This is a genomic window from Streptomyces pristinaespiralis, assembly GCF_001278075.1.
Lineage (GTDB): Bacteria > Actinomycetota > Actinomycetes > Streptomycetales > Streptomycetaceae > Streptomyces > Streptomyces pristinaespiralis.
This window is the reverse complement of the sequence record NZ_CP011340.1, coordinates 4,217,103-4,240,440: the sequence shown is the minus strand read 5'-3', so window position 1 is coordinate 4,240,440 and position 23,338 is coordinate 4,217,103. Positions and strand designations below refer to the sequence as shown.

Sequence of the window (23,338 nt, the reverse complement as noted above, 5' to 3'; positions counted from 1 at the left end):
GCAGAAGTGAGTATGTGCACCCTGGCCGGCCGTCCGGCGGGCCGGGACGCTGGGGCCATGCGACAGAGACTTCTGACCTTCGTCCCCCAGCTCTCGGCCGTCCTCGTGCCGGCTGTGCTGGCGGCAGGGCTGTGGGCCGCCTGGCTGGGCTGGGACCAGCACCGTGACGTGCACCCCGACGGCTCGACGACCGGCCCGTACGAGGCGTGGCAGGTGATCGGCCTGGTGCTGACCCTGCTGCCGCCCGTGTACTGGGCGGCGTCCCGGCGGTACTTCGTGGGCGCCCTGGCCGGCGTCCCGCTGGGCCTGACCGTTGCCGCCGCCTACGACTGGTCGGACGACGCCAGCGGCCTCTTCGTGATCGGCGTGGGCCTGGTCCTGCTGGGGAGCCTCGCCGTGACCGCCGGCCTTTCCGCCGTGATCGCCGCCGTGAAGCGGGACGGATCGCGGGGCGGGTCCACCGCGTAGCCCCCGGCCGTCCGCTCCGGCCGTCGGCCTGCTGCGCGATCCGGCCGCTCGCTCACAGTGACAAATGGATCCATACAGGGCGTTCCCATAAAATTGAGGTGCTTCTCGGAGGCACCAGGAAGCAGAGCTGGACAGGCGGTCGTCATGGCCATGACCGGAGATCTTGAGCGTGGCCGGGCAGCCTGCGCCGCACGGGCGTGGGCCGAGGCCTACAAAGCTCTGGAACTCGCGGACCGGGCGGGTCCCCTGGGAGCGGACGACCTCGAACTCCTCGCCACCTGCGCCTATATGACCGGTCGCCACGAGGACATGGTCAGCGGGATGGAGCGGGCGTACGGCTCCCATCTGGAGGCGGCCCGGCCGCTGAGCGCGGTGCGCTGCGCCTTCTGGGCGGGCGTCGACCTGGCGCTCAGAGGGGAGACGGGCCGCGCGGGTGGATGGTTCGGGCGGGCGCACCGGCTGGTCGATGCGGAAGAGGGCGCCTGCGCCGAAGAGGGCTATCTGCTCATGCCGGCCGTCATGGCCCAGCGGGCCGGCGGCGACCTCGCCGGCGCCTGCGCCACCGCGGCCCGGGCGGTGGCGGTCGCGGAACGCTTCGGGGACGCCGACCTGCTCGCCCTCGCCCTGCACGAGCAGGGGCACTGTCTGGTGAGGGACGGGCGGGTCCAGGAAGGGCTCCGGCTGCTCGACGAGGCCATGGTGTCCGTCACCGCGGACGACCTCTCCCCCCTCGTCACCGGGCTGATCTACTGCGCCGTGATCGCCGCCTGCCGGGCGGTGTACGAGTTCCGCCGCGCACAGGAGTGGACCGAGGCGCTGACGGCGTGGTGCCGGCAGCAGCCCGACATGGTGGCCTTCAGCGGCCAGTGCCTCGTGCACCGCGCCGAGATCATGCAACTGCACGGCGCGTGGCCGGACGCGCTGGCAGAGGCGGAACGGGCGGGCGAGCGCTTCCGGCAGGAGATGAACCAGGGGGCAGCCGCTCGGTCCTACTACCGGCAGGCGGAGATCCACCGCCTGCAAGGGGAGCTCAAGGAGGCCGAGGAGGCGTACCGGGACGCCGGCCGCTGCGGAGGGGATCCGCAGCCGGGGCTGGCCCTGCTGCGGCTGGCCCAGGGGAACGAGGGCGCCGCCGTCGCCGCGATCCGCCGGGTCGTCGCGGAAACCACCGAGCCCTTGGAGCGGGCGCGGCTGCTGCCCGCCTGCGTGGACATCATGCTGGCCGTGGGGGACACCGGTGCCGCGCGGACGGCATGCGACGAGCTCGGCGCGATCGCCGCGACCTACCGGGGCGGCGTCCTGAGCGTGATGGCGGCGGCCGCCCGTGGCTCGGTCGATCTGGCGGCCGGCGACGCACGGTCGGCCCTGATCGCACTCCGTAGGGCGGAGCTGGGATGGCGGGAACTCGACGCACCGTACGAGACGGCACACGTGCGCATGCTCATCGGCCGGGCATGCCGCGCCCTGGGCGACGACGAGACGGCCGGCATCGAACTGGAGGCGGCCCGGGTCGGGTTCGAGCGACTCCGGGCCGCGCCGGACCTCGCACGGCTCGACCCGTTCCCCCGGGACGCCGCAGCCGAGCAGGCACCCCGACACGCACCGGCACACGGACCCGGGGGCGTCCTGCGACTGACACCGCGGGAGCAGGCCGTGCTGCGCCTCGTCGCCGCGGGGAAGCACAACAGGGAGATCGCGTCCGAATTGGTCATCAGTGAACACACCGTCGCCCGGCACATCCAGAACATCTTCGCCAAGCTCGACGTGTCGTCGCGGACCGCCGCGAGCGTCTTCGCGTACGAGCACCATCTCGTATGACCTCCGCCCGGCCGCCCCGTGTGGTCAGAAAGGACCACGCCCCACTCCGGCGCCGGGTTGGTGGATCCGGGCGATGCCGGCCGCGGTCCCTGAGAGGAGGCTGAGAGCGGATGGAGGTGGCAACGATGAACACGTGCCACGCAGGCGGCGATCAGCGACCGGCTGCTCACCGGGTTCCCGGCCGACGCCTCGTGCCGGAGTTCGCGACGACCCCGGTCCCGGCCGGCCTGGCACGGATCGCCGTACCCGCCACCTTGATCTGCGGGAGGCACGACCCTCAGGTGCGGCTGTGGGGCACGCAGGCCGCGAGCGCCCGGTACGGATGCCCGCCGCACGTGCTCGAGAACGCCGCGGACGACCCCGCCTTCGAACGGCCCGAAGCCTTCCCGCACCCACTGCGGACGGAGATCGGCACACCACTTCACCGCACGCCGTACGACCACTCGGGGAACGGACAACCGATCACGAGGAGGCAGTGATGGCGGTCGCCATGCTGGTGGACAACCCACACGGTACACAGGAGATCTACGACAGGATCAGGGATCATCTGGGCATAGAGGAGAAGCCCGCGGGCGGCATCTTCCACGCCGCCGGTCCGGGCCCGGACGGTGGATGGCGGGTCATCGAGATCTGGGAGTCGGAGGACGACGCGAAGCGATTCCTCAAGGAACGTCTCGTCCCTGCTTTCCAGGCCGTCGGAGCGGGGGGCCCGCCCCCGACGCCGCAGTTCTGGCCGATCTACAACTACATGGGCTAGGCGCAGGAGTACCGGCCTCTGTGGGCGCGCCGCCCGCAGAGGCCGTCCGCTGCCGGACGCCCGCGCGCCGGGGCGGCGCCGTCCTCCGACGAGCCGGGCATGCGGCCGCCTCCGACGACGGGGCAGGCGTCCGTCTCCCACGAGCCGGGCAGGCGGCCGCCTCCGGCTCGGCAGGACGAGTAGTCCGGCAGGCCGTTCGAGTGGTGGTGGCCGTGCAGGTGCCGGTGGATGCATACGGTCGGCTTGGCCCATGAGGCCTTCGGACAGACGGGGCACGTCATGGCACTCGTCGGCCACCGCCACGGCATGGAGGTTGGACTTGCCGGCGCCAGGTGTACGTCTGGCTGCAGCTCTTCGACGAGGCCGTCGCCTTCCCCGCCGCAGCCGAGGCCCTCGCCGCATGAGCTCCATCAGCCGCCGACTGCGCGGGACCAGCCCTCCCGGATGGCTAGCTGCTTCCGCTCAAGCTCGGCATCCATCACCCGGCTGGTGGCCGTTCCCGGAATCGTGAGCGACCGCCCGCGAACCCTGACGACCCGCAGATCACACAAGACTCTGCTCCGGACAGCCCGCCGCCGCGTCTCGATGTCGGCGACCTCGTTCCAGGGGATGATCCGCCTGCTGACAAAGGTGCGGAACTCCAGGCCCCTCGCGGTCAAGAGGACCCGGCCATAGATCAGGTTGACCGTGCCGACAAAAGCGACCACAGCAAGGATTCCAAGGCCACCCACAAACCACCACTTGCTCGGCTCATGCGTGGACAGGATCATCGCCACCATCACACCGGCAAGCGCCAGCGTCACAAGGCCGTTCCGCCACCAGGACCTTCGGCGATCATCAGAATTGAAGCCGATCCGCACATCAGGCATGTCCATGATGCTATCGACGTCCGTTCGGACGATGACCGGCCTGGCTTGAGGATTTATGGGCCTGAGGTGTCTGTCCAGCCCCGGTTCAGGCTGCTGCTGGGCCGCCACCTCCACATGGCGCGGCGTATCCGTCGGATACAGCGGTCCGCCGGGGCGGAGCAGTTGCCCCGGAGCGAGGCCGGCCATCCTGTTGTCGCTGCGCGCCACCACCTCGAGGCCGTCGACGAAAAGGTACGTGTGCACGGCACCACATGCCGACGGCCCGGGACACGCGCTGATGAGCAGCGTGCTCACCGCACCGTCGCTCTGCCGTGCGGGCACGGCGGCCCTCAGCGCGCGCGGGGGTCTACGCGGCATCCGCCTGATGTGACGTCATGAGGGCCGATCGTAGCGGCGCCCCACTCCGATCGCCCCGGGACTTCTACGTACGGGCTCTCCGCTCCCCACGAACCGCACGCGTGCGTAAAGGCGCACGAGCGCGGAGGGTTTCGGCGCCAAGGCGGTAAAGGATGAAACACAACTCTTCGGTCGCCTCATCCGGTGCGCCTCATATGACATGTGCGGACTGGATCACATCATGTGGGAGCGCAAGTGAAACTGCACCAGTAAAGGCGGAAGATATGAAGCTCTACCAGAGATTCGTGGCCACCGGTGTTTCCGCCGTGGCAACAATGCTCCTCAGCGCGAGTAGCGCCCAGGCGCAGGACGGCGGACTTCTCTCGCTGATCGATGGGCCCTCGATCACGCTCGCCTGCTTCCCGGCGGGACAAGTGGGGCAAGGGAACACCTTCACCGGGACGCAGAACATCAACTGCAGCCAGAGCGCCGAGCAGGCGTCGACCCCACCGGACCAGCAGGGCTTCACAGGCTACGAAGTGGTGTCGGAGAGCTACGAACTCCTGCCCAACTCCCTCGGCGTCCCGGTCGAGGCGTCTTGCCCGGCCGGTAAGAACGTGACGGGCGGAGGCATCCGCTGGAACGGGAGCAGCACGGAGGTCGGTTCGCACGACAACGGCCCGAACGAGGACAATACCGGGTGGGTGGCGAGGTTCTTCAACACCGGGAACTCCACGTTCACCGTCACCGTCTACGCCATTTGCGCGGATGTCGGCAACTAGCAAATACCGCGCGCAATAGAGGGCGAGGCGAGACGCCCTTCACGTGGGCAGGCCAAGCGCGCTACGTGACAGGGCCGGCGGAGCCGCCGCCGTCGCCCACCGGTCCCAGCGAGCTGCTCGGGTCGGGGCGCCGGCTGCCGTCCTGGACGACGAGCCGCTGGTCGTCTCGACTCCCGCGCGCTCCGGGGACACGCCCTGTCGATGAGCGGTGTAGGGGACAACAGCCAGATGCACATCCTCCTGGCGGACTGCCTCGTCGGTGACCCCGAGCAAGGCATGGTCGGTGGGGAACGCCCCGCGCTGTCCTGGGCCGAGGGGGCAACCGGTGGTGAGCCCCACCTCGGTCCGGACACCACGGCGATCCGCTGCTTCCGCCTCTTCGACGGCCAAGGGCCCACATCAGCCCGGCGGGGGATGAGCCCGGAAACACGGTCCGTGCGACCGGGGTGGCCGTCATTCAGTGGAGTCGCCGACGAAGATGCCGGTATGGAGCCGATTAGTGAGGGCGGGCGGCCTGCCTGCGGCTGAACCAGTCGTGGAGACCGGCACCGCCTTGCAGGCCGAGGGCCAGGAAGATCAGGGCCGGGACAGGGGCGCTCAGAAGGAAGTCGGCGTCCTCGGGCGATGCCTCTGACAGCCGCAGCACCGGGTGGAGCATGGCCGCGACGTACAGGATCAGCAGCGAAAGGCCCCGAACTCGGGTACACGCCTGTGAACTGCGGCGACGTGTCCGCTGGGGAGCCCAGCCGCAGAGCGCGGCGATGCCGAAGGGCAGCGCGGTCACAGTGCACAGCGCTATCCAGCACCAGAGGTAGAGGGTCACAGCGGCTCCTGTCGTCGGATAGGGACGCTAGAGGCGCTGCAGGCCCCTGTCGATGCCGGTCTCCGGCAATGATTTGGCGCTCACGTGTCCGGACGCCGTACAGCGGACTTCGCGATGCCGCGATCCGCACGGGTGCGAGCGTGTGGCTTCCGGTGGGTTCCGTGGCCCGGTAGGCAAGTCGGTGTCGACTGGGGTGTGTGCATCAATGTGCGTTGCCCCACCGCAACGGGCTGAGGTTGCGGTGCCTGGCTGCTGGCTGCTGTACCGCAGGATCCCGGCGGGGGTGACCATGGAACAGCGTTTGCTGGAACGGCTGTTGGCCGGTGACGACGAGGTGTCTGTTGCCGATCAGAAGTGGACCTTCCTGTTCTACTTCACCGAAGAGGCAGCGCAGCGGTGGCCTGCGCCCGCCTACAGCGGTGGGTCGAGCGATCATCGCTTGAGGACGGCGGGAGGTCGGACCCACTTCCGACCTGTGCCGGCGAGCGGAGAGCGTGACCACGGCTGGGCCCCATCACCGCCCTTCGTTCCCCGTGTTTCTCCGTACGATCCGGCACGGATGTGGCACGGCCCCGGGCCGCCGTCCGCCCCTCCTGTGAGAGCGCATCCGCCTGCTCGCGCTTCCTGTAGCGCGGCGAGCTCCAGTTCGCCGGAGCTGGCCCGGGGCAGCCCGTTCCCAACCGGCTCCGGAACTGTCCCGCGCCGGAACGGGGGTCGCGCCAAGGCAGCCGGCCCCGCCCATGCTTGGCGGCCGACCTCACTTCTCGCGCTCCCTGCCAGTGCTGCCGAGACAGGAAGGTCGGACGACCCATGGCTAGGGACTTTCCCGCCTCCATGCGGATCGCCGACACCGATCCGCTGTGGGTCTACGCCGTCAAACACGAGGTCGCCGAGATCTTCAAGGCCGCCTTGAAGCAGTAACGCGCCCCACAGCAAGCACGGGACACATCGCCAGGGCCCCTAGAAGCACCACCGGGCGCCGCTCCGTCGGCGCCCCGCAATTGAGCGGGACGATGACAGGGACCCCGGCACCGCCCCGGCTCGCAACGACGTCCTCGACGGCATCCGATCCGTGTCGACCGCCCTCGACTCCGGGCTGATGCGTATCCACCGCCCATGCACCGGGCTGCTCGACGAGCTACCGGGCTACGCATGGGACCCCGCAGCATCCGACCGCGGCGAGGACCAGCCGATCAGGCGTGACGACCACGGCGCCGACGCGCTGCGCTACGTCGTGCACTCCAATGCGCACGAGTGACGCCACCGGCTCACCACATCCACCGATGCCGGGGAACTGGGATAGTCCGTCCCGTCCGGGCCCTCCACAAGAGCACGGAGCAATGGACCCAGCCGAACAGGGAGATCAGCCCAAACAGAATACCCAAGGCGGCAACGAGCGCAGCCGAGGGGAACACGCGCAGATACCCCAGCGCCACGGCCAGACCCTCAACCAACAGCAACCACAAGTTCCAACGTCGCTTCCTGTGAATGGCCCTAACGTAGCCTTCAAACCTGCGCTGCTCTGCCGCCTCTTTGGCGGTCTCTTCATCGAGGATGCGCCGCTGACGTTCGCTCCAACGTCGTTGCGTCTCCACTGCCTCCGGGTCCACCGGCGCAGCAGGCGAAGTGAACACAACGTCGCCGTGAATAGCACCGGACTGCCACGACGTGGCCCCGGACGCTTCCACTCAACTCGTTGCGTATAGACGGCTGTTCGCTCATGAGGCGGAAGATATGCGCTTGACGCACAAGATCACCATCGAAGCGGCCGATGCCAATGCCCGCGAACACACTTGGTGACCGCCCCCTTCGCCTTCCCGGAGAGCGGCGTACCGTGGCCGTCGCCGGCGTGGGCCCCGTACTGCCGCCAGGCTCAGGTCTGACCGAAAGGTGGCCCGAAGCTCAGCGAGCCCACGTTGCCAGCCTGAATCACTGGGCCGTGCTGCACGCCCCCGCTGATCGTGTTATGGACATCCGCGACCTGTTGATCACCCTTTGGGAGCGCCAAGTCATCAATCATCGACCGCAGTTCGGCCGCCGCAGCCGGATTGGCCAGCAAAGTGCGCCGCAATCGTGTACGCCACTCCGCCTGGACATCCAAGGCGGTCTGTTCGTCGCTGGCCTCCATCGCCGCCGCCAGTTCTCCGCGCGAGGTCTCCAGCTCCCCCTCGATCACGTCTTCCTCACCACCACCGCGACGCGAGAAGAACGACACCATCCGGTCACGAGCCTGTGCCCAGGAGTCCACCGCCATCTGCTGAACCAATGTCGTAGCGCCTGCGGCAGCAAGTGCCACCAACTCCGCTTCCATCGAACCACCTTTGCAGCATCTGAGGCAGCCACCGTACCCCCTGACACTCGACGACCACAGCGTCGACGCCCTGTGCTACGCCGTCCATGCCACGGCACACGATTGGCTCCATCTGCTCGCCCATCAGCTATGCAGGATTGGCCTCTCGTACTTTCCTGATTTCGTCCCAGAACCTCGGCAACCGTTCGTACAACCCCTCTCGAAAGCGCTCGTGGTTCGACCGTCCAGCCTGCTGGAGATCAAAACTGCAGCGCGTACCAGCTCGATGAGTGGCTCGCCGGTGTGCCGGACGGGCCGACGCCGAAAACGCAGTGGTACCTCGCTGTGACCGGGTAGGAGCAGGCGCACGTCGCTGCACTGCTCGGCGGGAACCGGCTGGTTGTGCACCGCGTCGACCTGCGTTCGTGGCGCATCCGGCTCGACGACAACCCGAGCCTCTCCGCGGCCTACATCGACGCGCTGCGGGCCGAGTACGTCGGACTCTGGCGCCGCCGGATGATCGGGGGCACCTGGGTGATCGCCGAGGGCGCGGTCTACGACATGTTCGACGAGCAGCGGCACGTCGTCGACGAACTGCCGCCGATGCGCCGGTACTGGGTCGCCATCGACTACGGAACCGCGAACCAGTTCTCGGCGATCCTGTACGGCCTCGGCGCCAACGACAGGCTGTACGCGGTCAACGAGTGGCGCCCCAACTCGTGGGCCACACACCGACAGATGACCGACGCGCAGCTCAGCCGCGCCGTGAGCGCATGGCTCGACGAGCAGCAGGTCGTTCCCGAGTGGACGTTTATTGACCCGTCCGCGACGAGCTTTTCCACTCAGTTGTGGACAGACAGGCATCCCGTCGTCGCCCTTGCGAACAACGAGGTGCTCGACGGCATCCACAGCGTGTCGACCGCGCTCGGCTCGGGACTGTTGCGCGTACATCACTCATGCCGGGGGCTCCTCGACGAGCTGCCCGGTTACGCCTGGCCAGAAGAGGCCACAGCACTCGGCGAGTACAAGCCGATCAGGTGCCACGACCACTCCTGCGACGGGCTGCGGTACGTGATCCACTCGACTGCGCACGTGTGGCGCCAAGTGTCAGACGTATTGAAGGACAGCGGTTGATCAGCTGCTCAATCCGGGACTCAGCGGTAGCGTCGAAGAGCCAACCAGTGCTTCGCCAGGAATCCGAAACCGATCACCACGTCGAACCACCCAATCGACGCCCACATCACTCGCGTGCTGTCGCCCCCGGATCCGTGACCACCGACAACGAGGAACAGGCCGAAAAGGATCCATACGACAGACCCGTAGATTCCACGACGTGCCTTCTTGAGGAATCTCTGTCTCTGAAACTGAGATTGGGCGTAGCGTGCTGCACGTTCTGCATCTTCGGCGTCCAGGATTCGTTTCGTGCGTGCCGCCCAGCGAGCCCGTAACTCTGCCTCCTCTGGGCTCGGAGTAGCAGGCAGGATCACATTGCCGTTGATGGATCCAGCCTGGACCACGGGCCCGTTGACATGGCCGCTAACGCCGTTACTTACGTTGTTGGTGACGTCCCGCCCCTCTCCCATGTTCCAGAAGGTACGGGAGGGAGCCACCATTCACAATCGACTCATGTTGATCCACGCCTGGCTCGCTTGGTACGCGGAGAAGACCCCGGGCGGGTTGTTGTTCGTGGGCGAGCGGGGCCAAGCCTTTCCGTCGCTCGACCTTCGGCCGGGAGTGGCGCAAGGCCCGTAGCGTGGTCGGACTGCCGGCCGATTTCCGGTTCTACGATCTTCGTCACACCGGACACACCCTGACCATCCGATCGGGCGCGACGCTCAAGGACACGATGGTGCGTGTCGGCCAGTCCACGGAGAAGGCCGCGCTCATCTATCAGCACTCGGACACCGAGCGTCAACGTGAGGTCGCTGCCGGGCTCGACTCCCTGATGCAGGCCGAACGTCGGAAGGCTGCGGCCAAGGCAGATGATCAGGCATCGGCCACGGAACGGGCACGCGAAGCCTGATCCGGTCCAGACAACAAAGAAGCCCCGGGCCGCCGGCCTGGGGCTTTCTCGTGGAGCGGGTGACGGGAATCGAACCCGCGCTCTGAGCTTGGGAATCAAGCCGCTCGGGCCGCCGGTAGGGCTGCTGACCTGCGAGTACACCTCTTGGCGCGCCTGTCGCGAGGACCTGTATGTGCCCGTGGTGACCGGTGTTCACCCTCCTGAAGGGCACGGATGGGGCACGCGCGCGGCGGCGGGCGAACAGGAGAGGCTCGCGGGGGCCCGCGGGTCGTAGCTTCGGGGTGACATCCGATGTGGTCTTGGCCCGCTTCGCGCCCGCAAGCGGGAGACGACTACGTGGCCGTGTAGGCGCGAGTGTCGAAGGCGTCGAGACCTTCCCGGATCGGTTCAGCGCGCGGTTCCACCTCCTGCACGTCCTGACTGGGCGAGGGCGAGGGGGACCGAAGTGAGTACGCGTACTCTGGTGGCGCCCGTGGGGCTTCACCATGCTGGGGAGCGAACGCCGGATTGCCTCAGGGGGACGCTCATGGACCACGCCGTACAGCTGCGCGCAGCCACGACCAATGATCACGACTGGATCCATGAGCTGCGGCATCGGGTGTACGCGGAGGAGCTGGGCCAGCATCCGGTGCATCCGTCAGGGCGGTTGAGCGACGGGCTCGACGGCGACAACGTATATCTCGTGGCCTCCCGTGGGGAGACGCGGATCGGCTTCGTCAGCCTCACCCCGCCGTGGGTCGGTCGCTACGCGCTGGACAAGTACCTGACGCGGGAGGAGTTGCCGGTGCTGTCGGAGGAGGCGCCGTTCGAGATCCGCGTCCTGACCGTCGAGGAGCGCTGGCGGTCCACCATGGCGGCGTCGCTCCTCATGTACGCGGCGCTGCGCTGGGTCGCGGCGCGGGGCGGTCGCCAGGTGGTGGCAATGGGGCGCGCCGAGCTACTGGACATGTACCTCGCCGCCGGGTTGCGCCCGCTGGGGCGGACAGTGCGCTCGGGCGTGGTCTCGTTCGAGGTGCTGAGTGGGTCCGTGGCCGAGTTGACGAGCGCGGTACGGGAGCGTCATGGCCGGACCTTGGAGCGGCTGCGGGAGGGCCTCGACTGGCGGTTGGACGTGGAGTTCGAGCCACGCGCGAACGGCTGCGAGCACGGCGGTGCCTTTTTTTCCGCCATCGGTACGGACTTCCGGACGCTGGCCCGCCGGCACGAGGTGGTCGCGGCGGATGTGCTGGATGCCTGGTTCCCTCCGTCTCCGAAGGTCGGCGAGGTGCTGTCGGAGGACCTGGGGTGGGCGGCGCGGACCTCGCCGCCGACGGGTGCGGAAGGACTGCTCACGGAGATCGCCGGGGTCCGTGGGCTGCCGGTGGAGTCGTTGGTGGTCGGGGCGGGTTCGTCCGATCTCATCTTCCGGGCGTTCGGCCGCTGGTTGACGCCGGGGAGCCGGGTGCTGCTGCTGGATCCGGGCTATGGCGAGTACGCCCATGTCACCGAGCGGATTATCGGCTGCCAGGTGGACCGGCTCCGGCTACGCCGGGAGGACGGCTGGCTGCTCGATCCGGACCGGCTCGCTGCCGCGACCGAGAGCGGGCGGTACGACCTCGTGGTGGTGGTCAATCCGAACAATCCGACCGGCCGCCACGCTCCCGCCGACACGCTGCGCGCGGTGATTGAAGCCTCTCCCGCGCGGACCCGGTGGTGGATCGACGAGGCGTATCTGGGCTATGTCGATCCTGCGGAGTCGTTGGCCGGGCTCGCTTCGCTCGATGGCCGGGTCGTGGTGTGCACGTCGCTCTCGAAGATGTACGCGCTGTCGGGAATGCGGGCCGCGTACCTGGTGGCCGACCCGGACACGGCCGGGGAGCTGCGTCGCTGGACGCCGCCGTGGCCCGTGAGCCTGCCGGCCCAGCTGGCCGCCGTGACGGCGCTGCGCGACCCCGGGTACTACGCGGAACGCTGGGCGCGTACCGCGGTGCTGCGACGGGGGCTCGCCACCGAACTCTCGGAGCTCGACGGGTTCTTCTCGGTCGACGAGGGAGTCGCCAACTTCCTCACCGTGACCCTGCCGCCGAGTGGACCGAGCGCGGCCCAGCTGGTGCGTGAGTGCCGGCGCCACGACGTCTACCTGCGGGACCTGTCGCCGATGTCCCCGGTGTACGAGGGAAGGACCGTCCGTGTCGCCATCCGCGACACGGCGGAGAACGCGCGGATCGTGGCGGCATGCCGTAGCGCCCTGGACACGCTGTGCGTGAGGGCGACGGTGGCGGCGGGTGTACCGGGCGGCTGGGTCTCCCGGTGACGACGGTCCCCGGTCTCGTGCCGTACCTGGGCGGGGCACTGGCGGTCGGCGGGCTCGCGGTGGCGGCGACCCGGCGGCGTGAGCTGATGGTCCGCTGGTGTGCGTGGGCGGTCGGCGTACCAGTGGTCACGGGCGCGTTCTGGCTCGGGCCGCCAGGGATCGCGGTGCTCGCGGCCGTGGTCGGGGTGGTCGCAGTGGCGGAGTTCGGCGGGCTGCTGCGGCTGGGTCCGGTGGACCGGGCGGTGCTCGGCGTAGCGATCGTCGGGCTCGTCCTGACCGCCTGGTTGGCCCCCGGGGAGGTGCTTCGAGCGGCGGCGGTCGGGGCGCTCGCGATCGCCGGGGTGCCCCTGCTGTCGGGCGACGCCGAGCACGGGCTCCGCCGCCTGGGGGCGGGCCTGCTCGGGCTCGTGTGGTTGGGTGCCCTGGCCGGTCTCGTCCCGTCGGGTGCGGTGGGCCTCGTCCTGTTCGTGGCCGTGTCGATCGCCGACATCGTTGCGTACGGGGCCGGTCGCCATCTCGGCGGCCCCCGGCTCTCCGCGCTCTCGCCCGCCAAACGATGGAGCGGCACATTGGCCGGGGCGGCGGCCGGCGTCCTAGCGCTCGCCGTGCTGTCGTCCCTGACGTGGCAGACGGCGGTGGCCGTGGCGATCGGCGGGCCGCTCGGGGACCTGCTGGAGTCGATGGTCAAGCGGGGCGCCCGGGTGAAGGACGCCGGTCGTTGGCTTCCCGGCTCCGGTGGTCTACTGGACCGTATCGACTCCCTCCTCGTCGCCCTGGCGGTACTGCTGGTGCTGGGTTAGAGGCTGTTGTCTTTCCGAGGGTGTGACTGCGTTTCCGTGGTCAGGGGCAGGGGTGGCGTTCGTCAACAAACAAGGCCCGGGTCGATGACCTGGGCCTTCTGTATGGAGCGGGTGACGGGAATCGAACCCGCGCTCTGAGCTTGGGAAGCTCATGTTCTACCATTAAACTACACCCGCACAGCGCACCGGTGATCGGTGCCGCATCGTCGCACACTCTACCCCATCGGTCGCCCCACGGTGTATTTCGCCGCGGGGCGTTCGTGTTCCGCGGGCCGTGGACGCGGGTGCGGGGCGCGGGAGTTGAGGCGTACCGTGGCGGGCGGAGTGCCGCGTGCGGCGGTGTCCCGGGTATCCCCTAATGTGAGGTTCGTCCGCATTCGTTGGGGAAGGGGCCTGATGGACCTGATGGAGCGCACGGTCGTCCGCTGTGCCGAGGGGCATGTGTTCAGTACCGCTTCGTTTCCGATGCAGCAGCTCGGGGCCGACCGGATCGGGCCGGGGCGGCTGATCCGGTGTCCGCGCTGCGCCCGGCTGAGAAGCGCCGTGCCCGTGGTGCAGGGACAGCGGGGGCAGGAGGGGCCGCACGGGCCCCAGGGGCCGCGCGGCGAGCGATAAGAGCAGGCAGCAACGGTGCCAGGGGCGCGCGGGCAGGTGTCCGATTGGGGACGGCCCGCGCGCTCTGCGTATCCTCGGGGCGTGCTTCTCTCAGACAAGGACATCCGGGCCGAGATCGACGCCGGGCGCGTGCGCATCGATCCGTACGACGAATCCATGGTGCAGCCCTCGAGCATCGATGTGCGGCTGGACCGCTACTTCCGGGTGTTCGAGAATCACCGCTACCCCCACATCGACCCCGCCGTCGAGCAGGCCGACCTGACACGGCTCGTCGAACCGGAGGGGGACGAGGCGTTCATCCTGCACCCCGGTGAGTTCGTGCTGGCGTCGACCTACGAGGTCATCTCGCTGCCCGACGACCTCGCGTCGAGGCTGGAGGGCAAGTCCAGTCTCGGGCGGCTCGGTCTGGTGACGCACTCGACGGCCGGCTTCATCGACCCGGGCTTCTCCGGGCACGTCACGCTCGAGCTGTCGAACCTCGCCACGCTGCCCATCAAGCTCTGGCCGGGCATGAAGATCGGGCAGCTGTGCATGTTCCGGCTCAGCTCCCCCGCGGAGGAGCCGTACGGCAGCGCGCGCTACGGCTCGCGCTACCAGGGGCAGCGCGGGCCGACGGCCTCGCGGTCGTTCATGAATTTCCATCGGACGCAGGTGTGAGGACCTTCAGCGCATGAGTGACGTACGCGAGAACCTGACCTACGAGAAGTTCGGCGGGGCGATCCGCGAGCTGGCGCAGACGATCGCCGACGACGGGTACGAGCCCGACGTCGTGCTGTCCATCGCCCGCGGCGGTGTCTTCGTGGCCGGCGGGCTGGCGTACGCGCTGGACTGCAAGAACATCCATCTGGTGAACGTCGAGTTCTACACCGGTGTGGGGACGACGCTGGAGATGCCGGTCATGCTGGCGCCGGTGCCCAACGTCATCGACTTCTCCAACAAGAAGGTCCTCATCGCGGACGACGTCGCCGACACCGGCAAGACGCTCAAGCTCGTCCACGACTTCTGCCTCGACCATGTCGCCGAGGTGCGCAGCGCGGTGATCTACGAGAAGTCGCACTCCCTCGTGAAGTGCGAGTACGTCTGGAAGCGGACCGACGACTGGATCAACTTCCCCTGGAGCGTGGAGAAGCCCGTCGTGCGCCGCAGCGGCCAGGTCCTGGACGCCTGAAACGGGACGGACGGGCCCGGTGGCCGTCACCGGAGGACGGCAGGGCCCGCAGGGCCGGCAAGGACCGTGATCGCGAGGAAGGGCCCCGCCGGCTGCCGGCGGGGCCCTTCCTCGTGCGCGCCCGCGGGCGCCGGTCTCAGATCGTGCCGAGCTTGATGATCGACAGCAGCGCGATCAGCTGGATCGCCGACGCGCCCAGGGCCTTCGGCCACGGCAGGTCGTGCGACTTGCTCACCATCGCGGTGAACAGCGCGCCCGCCGCCAGCCAGGTCACCCAACCGAGCACCTGCACCAGGGAGTTCTCGCCGCCGAGGAACATGGCGAAGACGAGGCGCGGCGCGTCGGTGATCGACATGATCAGCATGGAGAGGCCGACCGTGGGCTGCCAGGCGCCGTCGCCGCCGAGCTGGCGGGCCAGGGTGTGCGTCACGGCGCCGAGCACCAGGCCGCTGATCACGAACGCGACGCCGGTGATGAGCACGTACGGGATCGCGTTGGACAGCGTCGCGTTGATGACCTCCTGGCGCGGCTCGTCGAATCCGAAGATCGCGAGCATGCCGTAGAGGAACGTGACGACGAGCGCGGGGCCCCAGACCGCGTAGTCGCGCATCTGCAGGAACGTGGGGCCGGGCCGCAGCACGATGCCGCTCAGCAGTTGCTTCCAGTGCAGGCGCGGGCCGGCCGGGGCCGCCGGTACGGCGCCGGCGTGGTAGGTCCCGCCGTCGCCGTAGGGGTCGTCGTTCACGCTGAACATCTGCGTGTGGCCGGGGTTGTTGGCCGCGTACGGGTCCTGGGGCGGGGCGTAGTGGGGGTGCGGATCGCCGAAGTACTCCGGCTCGCCGTACCCGCCGCCTCCTTGGGGTGTCGCGCCCTGCCGGGGCGCGCCCGCCGGCGGCCACTGCTGCTGTTGCCCGTACGGCGGCGGTGCCGGCCGACCACCGCCCTGGTAGGGCGGCGCCTGCGGCGCCTGCTGCCGTTGCGGGGTGCGGTTGTCCCGGCCGCGTCCGATCCTGAATCCAGCCACGTAATCGAACGTACCCGGTCCGCGAGCGCGAGGTGGCGGCGGACCGGGGACACGCGGGCCTTTGCGGCCGAGCTGTGACATCCCCTAGGGGAACCCCGGGGGGCCCTCCCCAGGAAGCCCGGCGGGCGCCCAACTGCTGGTCAGGGCAGGAAGACCGCCGTGCTGAAGGTGATCAGCGGGCGGTTGCCGGCCCGGCCGGAAGCGGCCGGGTACAGCGCGACAACATCGGCCCGTTCGCCGTGGTGCGTACGCGTCACCACATCCGGGCGCCGGTCGCCGTCGAAGTCCGCGTGCACGAGCACGTCGGTCACCGGCTTCGTCTCGCCGGCCGGGAGCTCGGGCGGGGGCGGCGCGGGGACCGCGTCGAAGACGTGTCCGCCGCCGGGGCGGCCGGGCCCGGTGGGTCCGCCGAGCAGGAGCGTGCCCTTGGCGGCGGTGCCCGTCGTACGGGTACGGGGCAGGACGACCAGGTCGTCGGCGCCGTCGCCGTTCGTGTCGGCCTTTCCGTCCGGTGCCGCGAGGGCGGGTCCGCCGCCGGGTACGGGCGCTCCGGCGGCGCGGGGCGCGCCGGTACGGGAGAACGGCCCGCGCAGGAAGCTGACACGTCCGGCGGAGGCGGTGACGGCCAGGTCGGCGCTGCCGTCGCCGTCGAAGTCGCCGCACACGGGGTGGCCGGGCCAGTCGTTGCCGTAGCGGGCCTTGCCGGGGATCCCCAGGACGACGGCCTTGCCGGTGAGGCCCGTGGGGGAGCCGAAGAGCAGCTGGAGCGGCACGGGCGGGCGGCCGGTGCCGTCGTACGGCGGGTCGGTGGTCACGACGAGGTCCGCGTAGCCGTCCTTGTCGAGGTCGCAGGAGGTCTCCGCGTCGAACGCCGCCGGCAGGACGCCCTGGACCTCGGCGCCGTGCGTGCGGGGCGTGAGGAGCTGCCGTACGGCCGGGTCGAGGCGCTTGGCGCTCCCGGTGCCGTAGACGATGCCGATGCCCGCGTCGTCCCCGTGGCTGTCCTTTGCGGACTTCACCAGGTCGTCGAGCACGAGGTCGCGGTGGCCGTCGCCGTTGAAGTCGGCCGGGACGCGGCTGCCGTCGCCGCGCGGGACGGGGCGTGCGGGCGCGGTGGCGGGGCCCGACAGGGGTGCGGCGTCGCCGTTCTTGGCGGCGGGCTTCCCGGCGGCCGGTGCGGGATCGCGGTCGCAGCCGGTGAGGGCTGCCATGAGCACCACGGACACGCAGAGCGCGCCCCGTGCGGTCGCCGTGCCGGCTCGTGCACGCCGCACGGCCCACCCCCGTATCGCTGTCACCCGCGTCATCCGCTGTCCCCCTCGCCCCACGATGGTCGTGCGAGGGGGCCGGTGAGGGCAATGGACGACGCTTGATCGAAGGGCAAAGGTTATGAGGCGTCGAGGGGGCGGAGGCCGGACGGCCGCTGCGGCACCGGACCGGACCGCCGGCCCGCGCCCACAACGCGCGAGCGGCCGGTCCTGCCCCCGAGGCAGGTCCGGCCGCTCGTCGTTCTCCTGGTAGGAGACGGCTACTTCACGGGTTCCGGTTCCGGTGCGTCCTCGGGTTCCGTCTCCGGCGCGGGGTCGGACGGCGGGGTCTTCACCGAGTCGAGCAGCAGCTGGGCCACGTCGACGACCTGGAGGGACTCCTTGGCCTTGCCGTCGTTCTTCTTGCCGTTGACCGAGTCGGTGAGCATGACCAGGCAGAACGGGCAGGCGGTGGAGACGATGTCCGGGTTGAGGGACAGTGCCTCGTCGACGCGCTCGGTGTTGATGCGCTTGCCGATCCGCTCCTCCATCCACATCCGGGCGCCGCCGGCGCCGCAGCAGAAGCCGCGTTCCTTGTGGCGGTGCATCTCCTGCTGGCGCAGGCCCGGGACGGCCGACATGATCTCGCGCGGGGGCGTGTAGACCTTGTTGTGACGGCCCAGGTAGCACGGGTCGTGGTAGGTGATCAGACCGTCGACCGGGGTGACGGGGACGAGCTTGCCCTCGTCGATCAGGTGCTGCAGCAGTTGCGTGTGGTGGATGACCTCGAACTCGCCGCCGAGCTGCGGGTACTCGTTGGCGATCGTGTTGAAGCAGTGCGGGCAGGTGGCGACGATCTTCTTCGCCGACTTCGGCTTCTTCGTCGACTCGTCCACCCCTCCGTCCTCATCGAGGGACTCACCGAACGCCATGTTCAGCATCGCGACGTTCTCCTGTCCGAGCTGCTGGAACAGCGGCTCGTTGCCCAGGCGCCGCGGCGAGTCACCGGTGCACTTCTCCTCGCCGCCCATGATCGCGAACTTGACGCCCGCCATGTGCAGCAGCTCCGCGAAGGCCTTGGTGGTCTTCTTGGCGCGGTCCTCGAGGGCGCCGGCGCAGCCGACCCAGTACAGGTAGTCGACCTCGGTGAGGTCCTCGACGTCCTTGCCGACGATCGGGACCTCGAAGTCGACCTCTTTGGTCCACTCCACGCGCTGCTTCTTGGCGAGACCCCAGGGGTTGCCCTTCTTCTCCAGGTTCTTGAGCATCGTGCCCGCCTCCGACGGGAACGAGGACTCGATCATGACCTGGTAGCGGCGCATGTCGACGATGTGGTCGATGTGCTCGATGTCGACCGGGCACTGCTCGACGCAGGCGCCGCAGGTGGTGCAGGACCACAGGACGTCGGGGTCGATGACGCCGTTCTCCTCGAGCGTCCCGATCAGGGGGCGCTCGGCCTCGGCCAGGGCGGAGGCGGGGACGTCCTTCAGCTGCTCCGCGGAGGCCTTCTCCTCGCCCTCCATGGTCTTGCCGCCGCCGGCCAGCAGGTACGGGGCCTTGGCGTGCGCGTGGTCGCGCAGCGACATGATCAGGAGCTTGGGGGAGAGCGGCTTGCCGGTGTTCCAGGCGGGGCACTGCGACTGGCAGCGGCCGCACTCGGTGCAGGTGGAGAAGTCGAGGATGCCCTTCCAGGAGAACTGCTCGACCTGGGAGACGCCGAAGACGTCGTCCTCGCCCGGGTCCTCCCAGTCGATCTCCTTGCCGCCGGACGTCATCGGCTTCAGCTCGCCGAGCGCCGACTCGCCGGTGGCGTTGCGCTTGAACCAGATGTTCGGGAAGGCGAGGAAGCGGTGCCAGGCCACACCCATGTTGGTGTTGAGCGCGACGGTGATCATCCAGATCAGCGAGGTGCCGATCTTGATCATCGCGACGAAGTAGATCAGCGTCTGCAGGGTCGGCACGCTCAGGCCGTCGAAGGCGAGCACCAGCGGGTACGAGACGAAGTACGCGGCGTCGTAGCCGTCGACGTGGTGGATCGCGCCCTCGAGCCCGCGCAGGGCGAGGATCGCGAGTCCGATGGTGAGGATGATGTACTCGACGAAGTAGGCCTGCCACGCCTTGGAGCCCGCGAAGCGGGACTTGCGGCCGGCCCGCGAGGGCAGGTTCATCAGGCGGATCGCCATCAGGACGACGATGCCCACGACGGTCATCAGGCCGATGAACTCGATGTACATCTCGAACGGCAGGAAGCCGCCGAGGACCGGGAGCGTCCAGTCGGCCTGGAACAGCTGTCCGTACGCCTGGGCCAGCGTGGGCGGCAGCGTCAGGAAGCCGATCGCGACGAACCAGTGCGCGAAGCCGACGATGCCCCAGCGGTTCATCCGCGTGTGGCCGAGGAACTCCTTGACCAGGGTGACCGTGCGGGCCTTCGGGTCGTCGGTGCGGCTGCCCGCAGGCACCGGCTGCCCGAGCTTCACGAACCGGTAGATCTGCGCGACCGCTCGGGAGATGAGCGCAACGCCGACCACGCTCAGGGTCAGCGACACGATGATCGCGGCGAGTTGCATTTCGGGGCTCCTCGGGCCTGCGAGGGTGGGTGGTCCAGCACTACTACTAAGCGGTAACTTATTCAGTCCGTGCTGAGAGTACCCACTTATTCCGCCGCACTGTAGCCACGCGCGCGGTGATCTGTGTCGCTCAGGCAACCCTGACCGGGGTCACTGGGGCGGCATGGACCACGCGTCGTCCGGCGACCGCCACGGGCACCGTGCGGGCCAGGATCACCAGGTCGAGTCCCAGCCAGTGCTGCTCCACATAATGCAGGTCCAGGACGGTCATTTCCTCCCAGGGCAGCTCCGAGCGCCCGCCGACCTGCCAGAGGCCCGTCATTCCGGGCCGCACGGCGAGCCGGGCGCGCTCGGGCCAGAGCCCGTCGCGGACGGCGTCCGGAGCCAGCGGGAGCGGCCCGACCAGGGACATCTCGCCGCGCACCACGTTGATCAGCTGGGGGAGCCGGTCCGTGAAGTGGCGGCGCAGCGCCTTGCCCACGGCGGTGACGCGGCCCGCGTACCTGGTCCGGAACGTGAACATCGTGAAGGTGCGGCCGCCGAGGCCCACGCGCTCGTGGCGCTCCAGCACCTGGCCGGCCGAGGTCAGAGCCACGGCGGCCGAAGCGGACAGCAGGAGCGGCGACAGCACCAGCAGCAGGAGCACGGCGCCCGTCAGATCGACGGCTCGCTTTGCCGGCATGGGGAGCGCCCTCTCGTCCGTGTCCGGCGGTCCCTTCCTGGCGGCTCTTGACCGCATTGAGGAGTTCTTGACCGCTTTTTTCGGATATGACTCTCCCAGACGGACGTCTGTCGCACGGTGCGCCACGCGCAGGCCAAGAGCTGCACGTAAGGGCGGGATAAAACTTGAGCCGCTCAGACTCAGGTTGGTTGACTCGGTCCAACGGGTGAGGCATCCTTGAGCCAGTTCCACTCAAGTCAGTCGTTGGAGGAATCGAAATGGCACGTGCGGTCGGCATCGACCTGGGCACGACTAACTCCGTCGTCAGCGTTCTGGAGGGCGGCGAGCCCACCGTCATCACCAACGCCGAGGGTGCCAGGACCACGCCGTCCGTCGTCGCCTTCGCGAAGAACGGTGAGGTGCTGGTCGGCGAGGTGGCCAAGCGTCAGGCGGTCACCAACGTCGATCGGACCATCCGGTCCGTCAAGCGCCACATGGGCACGGACTGGAAGATCGAGCTCGACGGGAAGAACTTCAACCCGCAGCAGATGAGCGCGTTCATCCTGCAGAAGCTGAAGCGGGACGCGGAGTCGTACCTGGGCGAGAAGGTCACCGACGCGGTGATCACCGTCCCCGCGTACTTCAACGACTCCGAGCGTCAGGCCACCAAGGAGGCCGGTGAGATCGCGGGCCTCAACGTCCTGCGCATCGTCAACGAGCCCACCGCGGCCGCCCTGGCCTACGGCCTCGACAAGGACGACCAGACGATCCTCGTCTTCGACCTCGGTGGCGGCACCTTCGACGTCTCGCTGCTCGAGATCGGCGACGGCGTCGTCGAGGTGAAGGCCACCAACGGTGACAACCACCTCGGTGGTGACGACTGGGACCAGCGCGTCGTCGACTACCTGGTGAAGCAGTTCGCCAACGGGCACGGCGTCGACCTGTCCAAGGACAAGATGGCTCTCCAGCGTCTTCGCGAGGCCGCGGAGAAGGCGAAGATCGAGCTGTCGTCCTCGACCGAGACGTCGATCAACCTGCCCTACATCACGGCCTCCGCAGAGGGCCCGCTGCACCTGGACGAGAAGCTCACCCGCGCCCAGTTCCAGCAGCTGACGTCCGACCTGCTCGAGCGCTGCAAGACCCCGTTCCACAACGTCATCAAGGACGCCGGCATCGCGCTGTCCGAGATCGACCACGTGGTCCTGGTCGGCGGCTCGACCCGGATGCCCGCCGTCGCCGAGCTCGTCAAGGAGCTCACCGGCGGCAAGGACGCCAACAAGGGTGTGAACCCGGACGAGGTCGTCGCCATCGGCGCCTCGCTCCAGGCCGGTGTCCTCAAGGGTGAGGTCAAGGACGTCCTGCTCCTCGACGTGACCCCGCTGTCCCTCGGTATCGAGACCAAGGGCGGCATCATGACCAAGCTCATCGAGCGCAACACCACGATCCCGACCAAGCGGTCCGAGATCTTCACCACGGCCGAGGACAACCAGCCGTCCGTGCAGATCCAGGTCTACCAGGGCGAGCGCGAGATCGCGGCGTACAACAAGAAGCTCGGGATGTTCGAGCTGACCGGTCTGCCGCCGGCCCCGCGCGGGGTGCCGCAGATCGAGGTCTCCTTCGACATCGACGCCAACGGCATCATGCACGTGACCGCGAAGGACCTGGGCACGGGCAAGGAGCAGAAGATGACCGTCACCGGCGGCTCCTCGCTGCCGAAGGACGAGGTCGACCGGATGCGCCAGGAGGCCGAGCAGTACGCGGACGAGGACCACCGTCGCCGCGAGGCCGCCGAGACCCGCAACCAGGGCGAGCAGCTCGTCTACCAGACCGAGAAGTTCCTCAAGGACAACGAGGACAAGGTCCCCGGCGAGGTGAAGACCGAGGTCGAGACGGCCCTCACCGAGCTGAAGGAGAAGCTCAAGGGCGAGGACACCGCCGAGATCCGCACCGCCACGGAGAAGGTCGCCGCGGTCAGCCAGAAGCTCGGCCAGGCCATGTACGCCAACGCCGCGCCCGAGGGCGCAGCCGCGGGTGCCGGCGCCGAGGGCCAGGCCGGTGCCGGCCAGGCCGACGACGACGTCGTCGACGCCGAGATCGTCGACGAGGACAAGCCGAAGAAGGACGGTGCCGCGTGACCGAGGAGACCCCGGGCTTCGACGAGAAGCCCGACGTCCCCTCCGGCGCCACACCTGACGACGCCGCCGAGCCCGCCGAGACCTCCGAGCAGGAGGGCCCGGCGGCCCCGGCAGGGGACGCAGCAAAGATCGCCGGCCTGACGGCGCAGCTGGACCAGACGCGTACCGCCCTCAACGAGCGGACCGCCGACCTCCAGCGGCTCCAGGCCGAGTACCAGAACTACCGCCGGCGCGTGGAGCGCGACAGGGTCACGGTCAAGGAGATCGCCACGGCGACGCTGCTGACCGAGCTCCTGCCCGTGCTCGACGACATCGGCCGCGCCCGGGAGCACGGGGAGCTGGTGGGCGGGTTCAAGTCGGTGGCCGAGTCTCTCGAGACGGCCGCCGCCAAGATGGGCCTGCAGCAGTTCGGCAAGGAGGGCGAGCCCTTCGACCCGACCATCCACGAGGCTCTGATGCACTCGTACGCACCGGATGTCACGGAGACCACGTGCGTCGCCGTGCTCCAGCCGGGGTACCGCATCGGCGAGCGCACGATCCGCCCCGCGCGGGTCGCGGTGGCCGAGCCCCAGCCGGGCGCGGCCCCGGCACAGAAGGAAGAGAAGTCGGCCGACGAGGAGAGCGGTGGCCCCGAGGAGGGCTGACGCAGGAAACGTCCGGAA

Annotated in this window: 20 protein-coding genes, 1 tRNA gene and 1 pseudogene; 14 read left to right on the top strand and 8 right to left on the bottom strand. The window is 69.1% G+C overall.

The features are described from left to right. Positions 1–57: 57 nt before the first annotated feature. The 3 genes from SPRI_RS17905 (at position 58) to SPRI_RS17890 (ending at position 3,043) form a co-directional block, all read left to right on the top strand. Positions 58–468: a hypothetical protein gene (locus SPRI_RS17905; RefSeq protein WP_037774142.1), complete on the top strand. Its 411-nt coding sequence runs from the start codon at positions 58–60 to the stop codon at positions 466–468. A gap of 144 nt (positions 469–612) precedes the next feature. Beyond that, a complete protein-coding gene (locus SPRI_RS39765) occupies positions 613–2,286 on the top strand; it encodes a LuxR family transcriptional regulator (protein WP_005314603.1) in 1,674 nt (557 codons plus the stop codon). Between the two features lie 478 nt (positions 2,287–2,764). Beyond that, positions 2,765–3,043 (top strand): hypothetical protein, encoded by a 279-nt coding sequence (locus SPRI_RS17890; RefSeq protein ID WP_005314599.1) that lies wholly within the window; start codon positions 2,765–2,767, stop codon positions 3,041–3,043. Positions 3,044–3,453: 410 nt separating this feature from the next. On the opposite strand, the gene SPRI_RS39395 is transcribed toward SPRI_RS17890, so the two are convergent. Beyond that, entirely contained in the window at positions 3,454–4,206 is a 753-nt protein-coding gene (locus SPRI_RS39395) for a hypothetical protein (RefSeq protein ID WP_234020395.1), read from the bottom strand. A gap of 326 nt (positions 4,207–4,532) precedes the next feature. Between SPRI_RS39395 and SPRI_RS17870 the strand changes: the two genes are divergently transcribed. Continuing rightward, positions 4,533–5,030, top strand: coding sequence for a hypothetical protein (locus tag SPRI_RS17870; protein ID WP_005314593.1), 498 nt, complete (start codon positions 4,533–4,535; stop codon positions 5,028–5,030). Between the two features lie 496 nt (positions 5,031–5,526). Here the strand turns inward: SPRI_RS17870 and SPRI_RS17865 are convergent, their stop codons facing one another. After that, positions 5,527–5,853 (bottom strand): hypothetical protein, encoded by a 327-nt coding sequence (locus tag SPRI_RS17865; protein WP_005314590.1) that lies wholly within the window; start codon positions 5,851–5,853, stop codon positions 5,527–5,529. A gap of 1,072 nt (positions 5,854–6,925) precedes the next feature. Here SPRI_RS17865 and SPRI_RS17860 point away from each other — a divergent pair. Further along, complete coding sequence (locus SPRI_RS17860) at positions 6,926–7,111, top strand: hypothetical protein (protein WP_005314589.1); 186 nt, start codon at positions 6,926–6,928, stop codon at positions 7,109–7,111. Between the two features lie 615 nt (positions 7,112–7,726). On the opposite strand, the gene SPRI_RS17850 is transcribed toward SPRI_RS17860, so the two are convergent. Then, positions 7,727–8,164 (bottom strand): hypothetical protein, encoded by a 438-nt coding sequence (locus tag SPRI_RS17850; protein WP_005314587.1) that lies wholly within the window; start codon positions 8,162–8,164, stop codon positions 7,727–7,729. A gap of 381 nt (positions 8,165–8,545) precedes the next feature. On the opposite strand from SPRI_RS17850, the gene SPRI_RS17845 reads away from it, so the two are divergent. The 4 genes and pseudogenes from SPRI_RS17845 to SPRI_RS17830 all read left to right on the top strand — a co-directional run bounded on the left by SPRI_RS17845 (position 8,546) and on the right by SPRI_RS17830 (position 13,259). Beyond that, positions 8,546–9,277, top strand: coding sequence for a terminase (locus SPRI_RS17845; RefSeq protein ID WP_158685171.1), 732 nt, complete (start codon positions 8,546–8,548; stop codon positions 9,275–9,277). Positions 9,278–9,787: 510 nt separating this feature from the next. Continuing rightward, a pseudogene (locus tag SPRI_RS17840) lies at positions 9,788–10,166 on the top strand (tyrosine-type recombinase/integrase); the annotation flags it as partial. A 526-nt stretch (positions 10,167–10,692) separates the two neighbouring features. Beyond that, positions 10,693–12,459, top strand: coding sequence for a histidinol-phosphate aminotransferase family protein (locus SPRI_RS17835; protein WP_037774138.1), 1,767 nt, complete (start codon positions 10,693–10,695; stop codon positions 12,457–12,459). Next, the gene (locus tag SPRI_RS17830; protein ID WP_005314582.1) at positions 12,456–13,259 is read left to right on the top strand and encodes a phosphatidate cytidylyltransferase; all 804 of its coding nucleotides are present in this window, start codon (positions 12,456–12,458) and stop codon (positions 13,257–13,259) included. The genes SPRI_RS17835 and SPRI_RS17830 overlap by 4 nt, the downstream gene beginning before the upstream one ends. Before the next feature lie 103 nt (positions 13,260–13,362). On the opposite strand, the gene SPRI_RS17825 is transcribed toward SPRI_RS17830, so the two are convergent. Further along, positions 13,363–13,436: transfer RNA gene (locus SPRI_RS17825), tRNA-Gly, on the bottom strand. A 219-nt stretch (positions 13,437–13,655) separates the two neighbouring features. Between SPRI_RS17825 and SPRI_RS39390 the strand changes: the two genes are divergently transcribed. From SPRI_RS39390 to SPRI_RS17810, 3 genes are all read left to right on the top strand, one after another. Beyond that, positions 13,656–13,874 (top strand): hypothetical protein, encoded by a 219-nt coding sequence (locus tag SPRI_RS39390; RefSeq protein ID WP_005314580.1) that lies wholly within the window; start codon positions 13,656–13,658, stop codon positions 13,872–13,874. Positions 13,875–13,955: 81 nt separating this feature from the next. Then, positions 13,956–14,531 (top strand): dCTP deaminase, encoded by a 576-nt coding sequence (dcd, locus tag SPRI_RS17815; RefSeq protein WP_005314571.1) that lies wholly within the window; start codon positions 13,956–13,958, stop codon positions 14,529–14,531. Positions 14,532–14,544: 13 nt separating this feature from the next. Beyond that, complete coding sequence (locus tag SPRI_RS17810) at positions 14,545–15,042, top strand: phosphoribosyltransferase (protein WP_005314570.1); 498 nt, start codon at positions 14,545–14,547, stop codon at positions 15,040–15,042. A gap of 136 nt (positions 15,043–15,178) precedes the next feature. Here SPRI_RS17810 and SPRI_RS17805 read toward each other — a convergent pair whose 3' ends face one another. From SPRI_RS17805 to SPRI_RS17790, 4 genes are all read right to left on the bottom strand, one after another. After that, a complete protein-coding gene (locus SPRI_RS17805) occupies positions 15,179–16,066 on the bottom strand; it encodes a Yip1 family protein (protein ID WP_037774136.1) in 888 nt (295 codons plus the stop codon). Between the two features lie 140 nt (positions 16,067–16,206). Beyond that, a complete protein-coding gene (locus SPRI_RS17800) occupies positions 16,207–17,373 on the bottom strand; it encodes an FG-GAP repeat domain-containing protein (RefSeq protein WP_053557090.1) in 1,167 nt (388 codons plus the stop codon). Positions 17,374–17,594: 221 nt separating this feature from the next. Then, positions 17,595–19,880 carry a (Fe-S)-binding protein gene (locus SPRI_RS17795; RefSeq protein ID WP_005314567.1) on the bottom strand — a complete coding sequence of 762 codons (2,286 nt, stop codon included), beginning with the start codon at positions 19,878–19,880 and terminating at the stop codon, positions 17,595–17,597. A gap of 130 nt (positions 19,881–20,010) precedes the next feature. Then, positions 20,011–20,562: a sugar transferase gene (locus tag SPRI_RS17790; RefSeq protein ID WP_005314564.1), complete on the bottom strand. Its 552-nt coding sequence runs from the start codon at positions 20,560–20,562 to the stop codon at positions 20,011–20,013. A gap of 257 nt (positions 20,563–20,819) precedes the next feature. On the opposite strand from SPRI_RS17790, the gene dnaK reads away from it, so the two are divergent. Further along, complete coding sequence (gene dnaK, locus SPRI_RS17785; protein WP_005314563.1) at positions 20,820–22,676, top strand: molecular chaperone DnaK; 1,857 nt, start codon at positions 20,820–20,822, stop codon at positions 22,674–22,676. Continuing rightward, complete coding sequence (gene grpE, locus SPRI_RS17780) at positions 22,673–23,320, top strand: nucleotide exchange factor GrpE (RefSeq protein WP_053557089.1); 648 nt, start codon at positions 22,673–22,675, stop codon at positions 23,318–23,320. Before dnaK ends, grpE begins: the two co-directional genes overlap by 4 nt. The last annotated feature ends 18 nt before the right edge of the window (positions 23,321–23,338 follow it).

Coding starts and splice junctions, on each gene's coding strand:
- SPRI_RS17850 (WP_005314587.1), bottom strand. CDS start 8,164: ATGGAAGCGGAGTTGGTGGCACTTGCTGCCGCAGGCGCTACGACATTG.
- SPRI_RS17800 (WP_053557090.1), bottom strand. CDS start 17,373: ATGACGCGGGTGACAGCGATACGGGGGTGGGCCGTGCGGCGTGCACGA.
- SPRI_RS17835 (WP_037774138.1), top strand. CDS start 10,693: ATGGACCACGCCGTACAGCTGCGCGCAGCCACGACCAATGATCACGAC.
- SPRI_RS17795 (WP_005314567.1), bottom strand. CDS start 19,880: ATGCAACTCGCCGCGATCATCGTGTCGCTGACCCTGAGCGTGGTCGGC.
- SPRI_RS39390 (WP_005314580.1), top strand. CDS start 13,656: ATGGACCTGATGGAGCGCACGGTCGTCCGCTGTGCCGAGGGGCATGTG.
- dnaK (WP_005314563.1), top strand. CDS start 20,820: ATGGCACGTGCGGTCGGCATCGACCTGGGCACGACTAACTCCGTCGTC.
- SPRI_RS17810 (WP_005314570.1), top strand. CDS start 14,545: ATGAGTGACGTACGCGAGAACCTGACCTACGAGAAGTTCGGCGGGGCG.
- SPRI_RS17790 (WP_005314564.1), bottom strand. CDS start 20,562: ATGCCGGCAAAGCGAGCCGTCGATCTGACGGGCGCCGTGCTCCTGCTG.
- SPRI_RS17890 (WP_005314599.1), top strand. CDS start 2,765: ATGGCGGTCGCCATGCTGGTGGACAACCCACACGGTACACAGGAGATC.
- SPRI_RS17870 (WP_005314593.1), top strand. CDS start 4,533: ATGAAGCTCTACCAGAGATTCGTGGCCACCGGTGTTTCCGCCGTGGCA.
- SPRI_RS39765 (WP_005314603.1), top strand. CDS start 613: ATGGCCATGACCGGAGATCTTGAGCGTGGCCGGGCAGCCTGCGCCGCA.
- SPRI_RS17905 (WP_037774142.1), top strand. CDS start 58: ATGCGACAGAGACTTCTGACCTTCGTCCCCCAGCTCTCGGCCGTCCTC.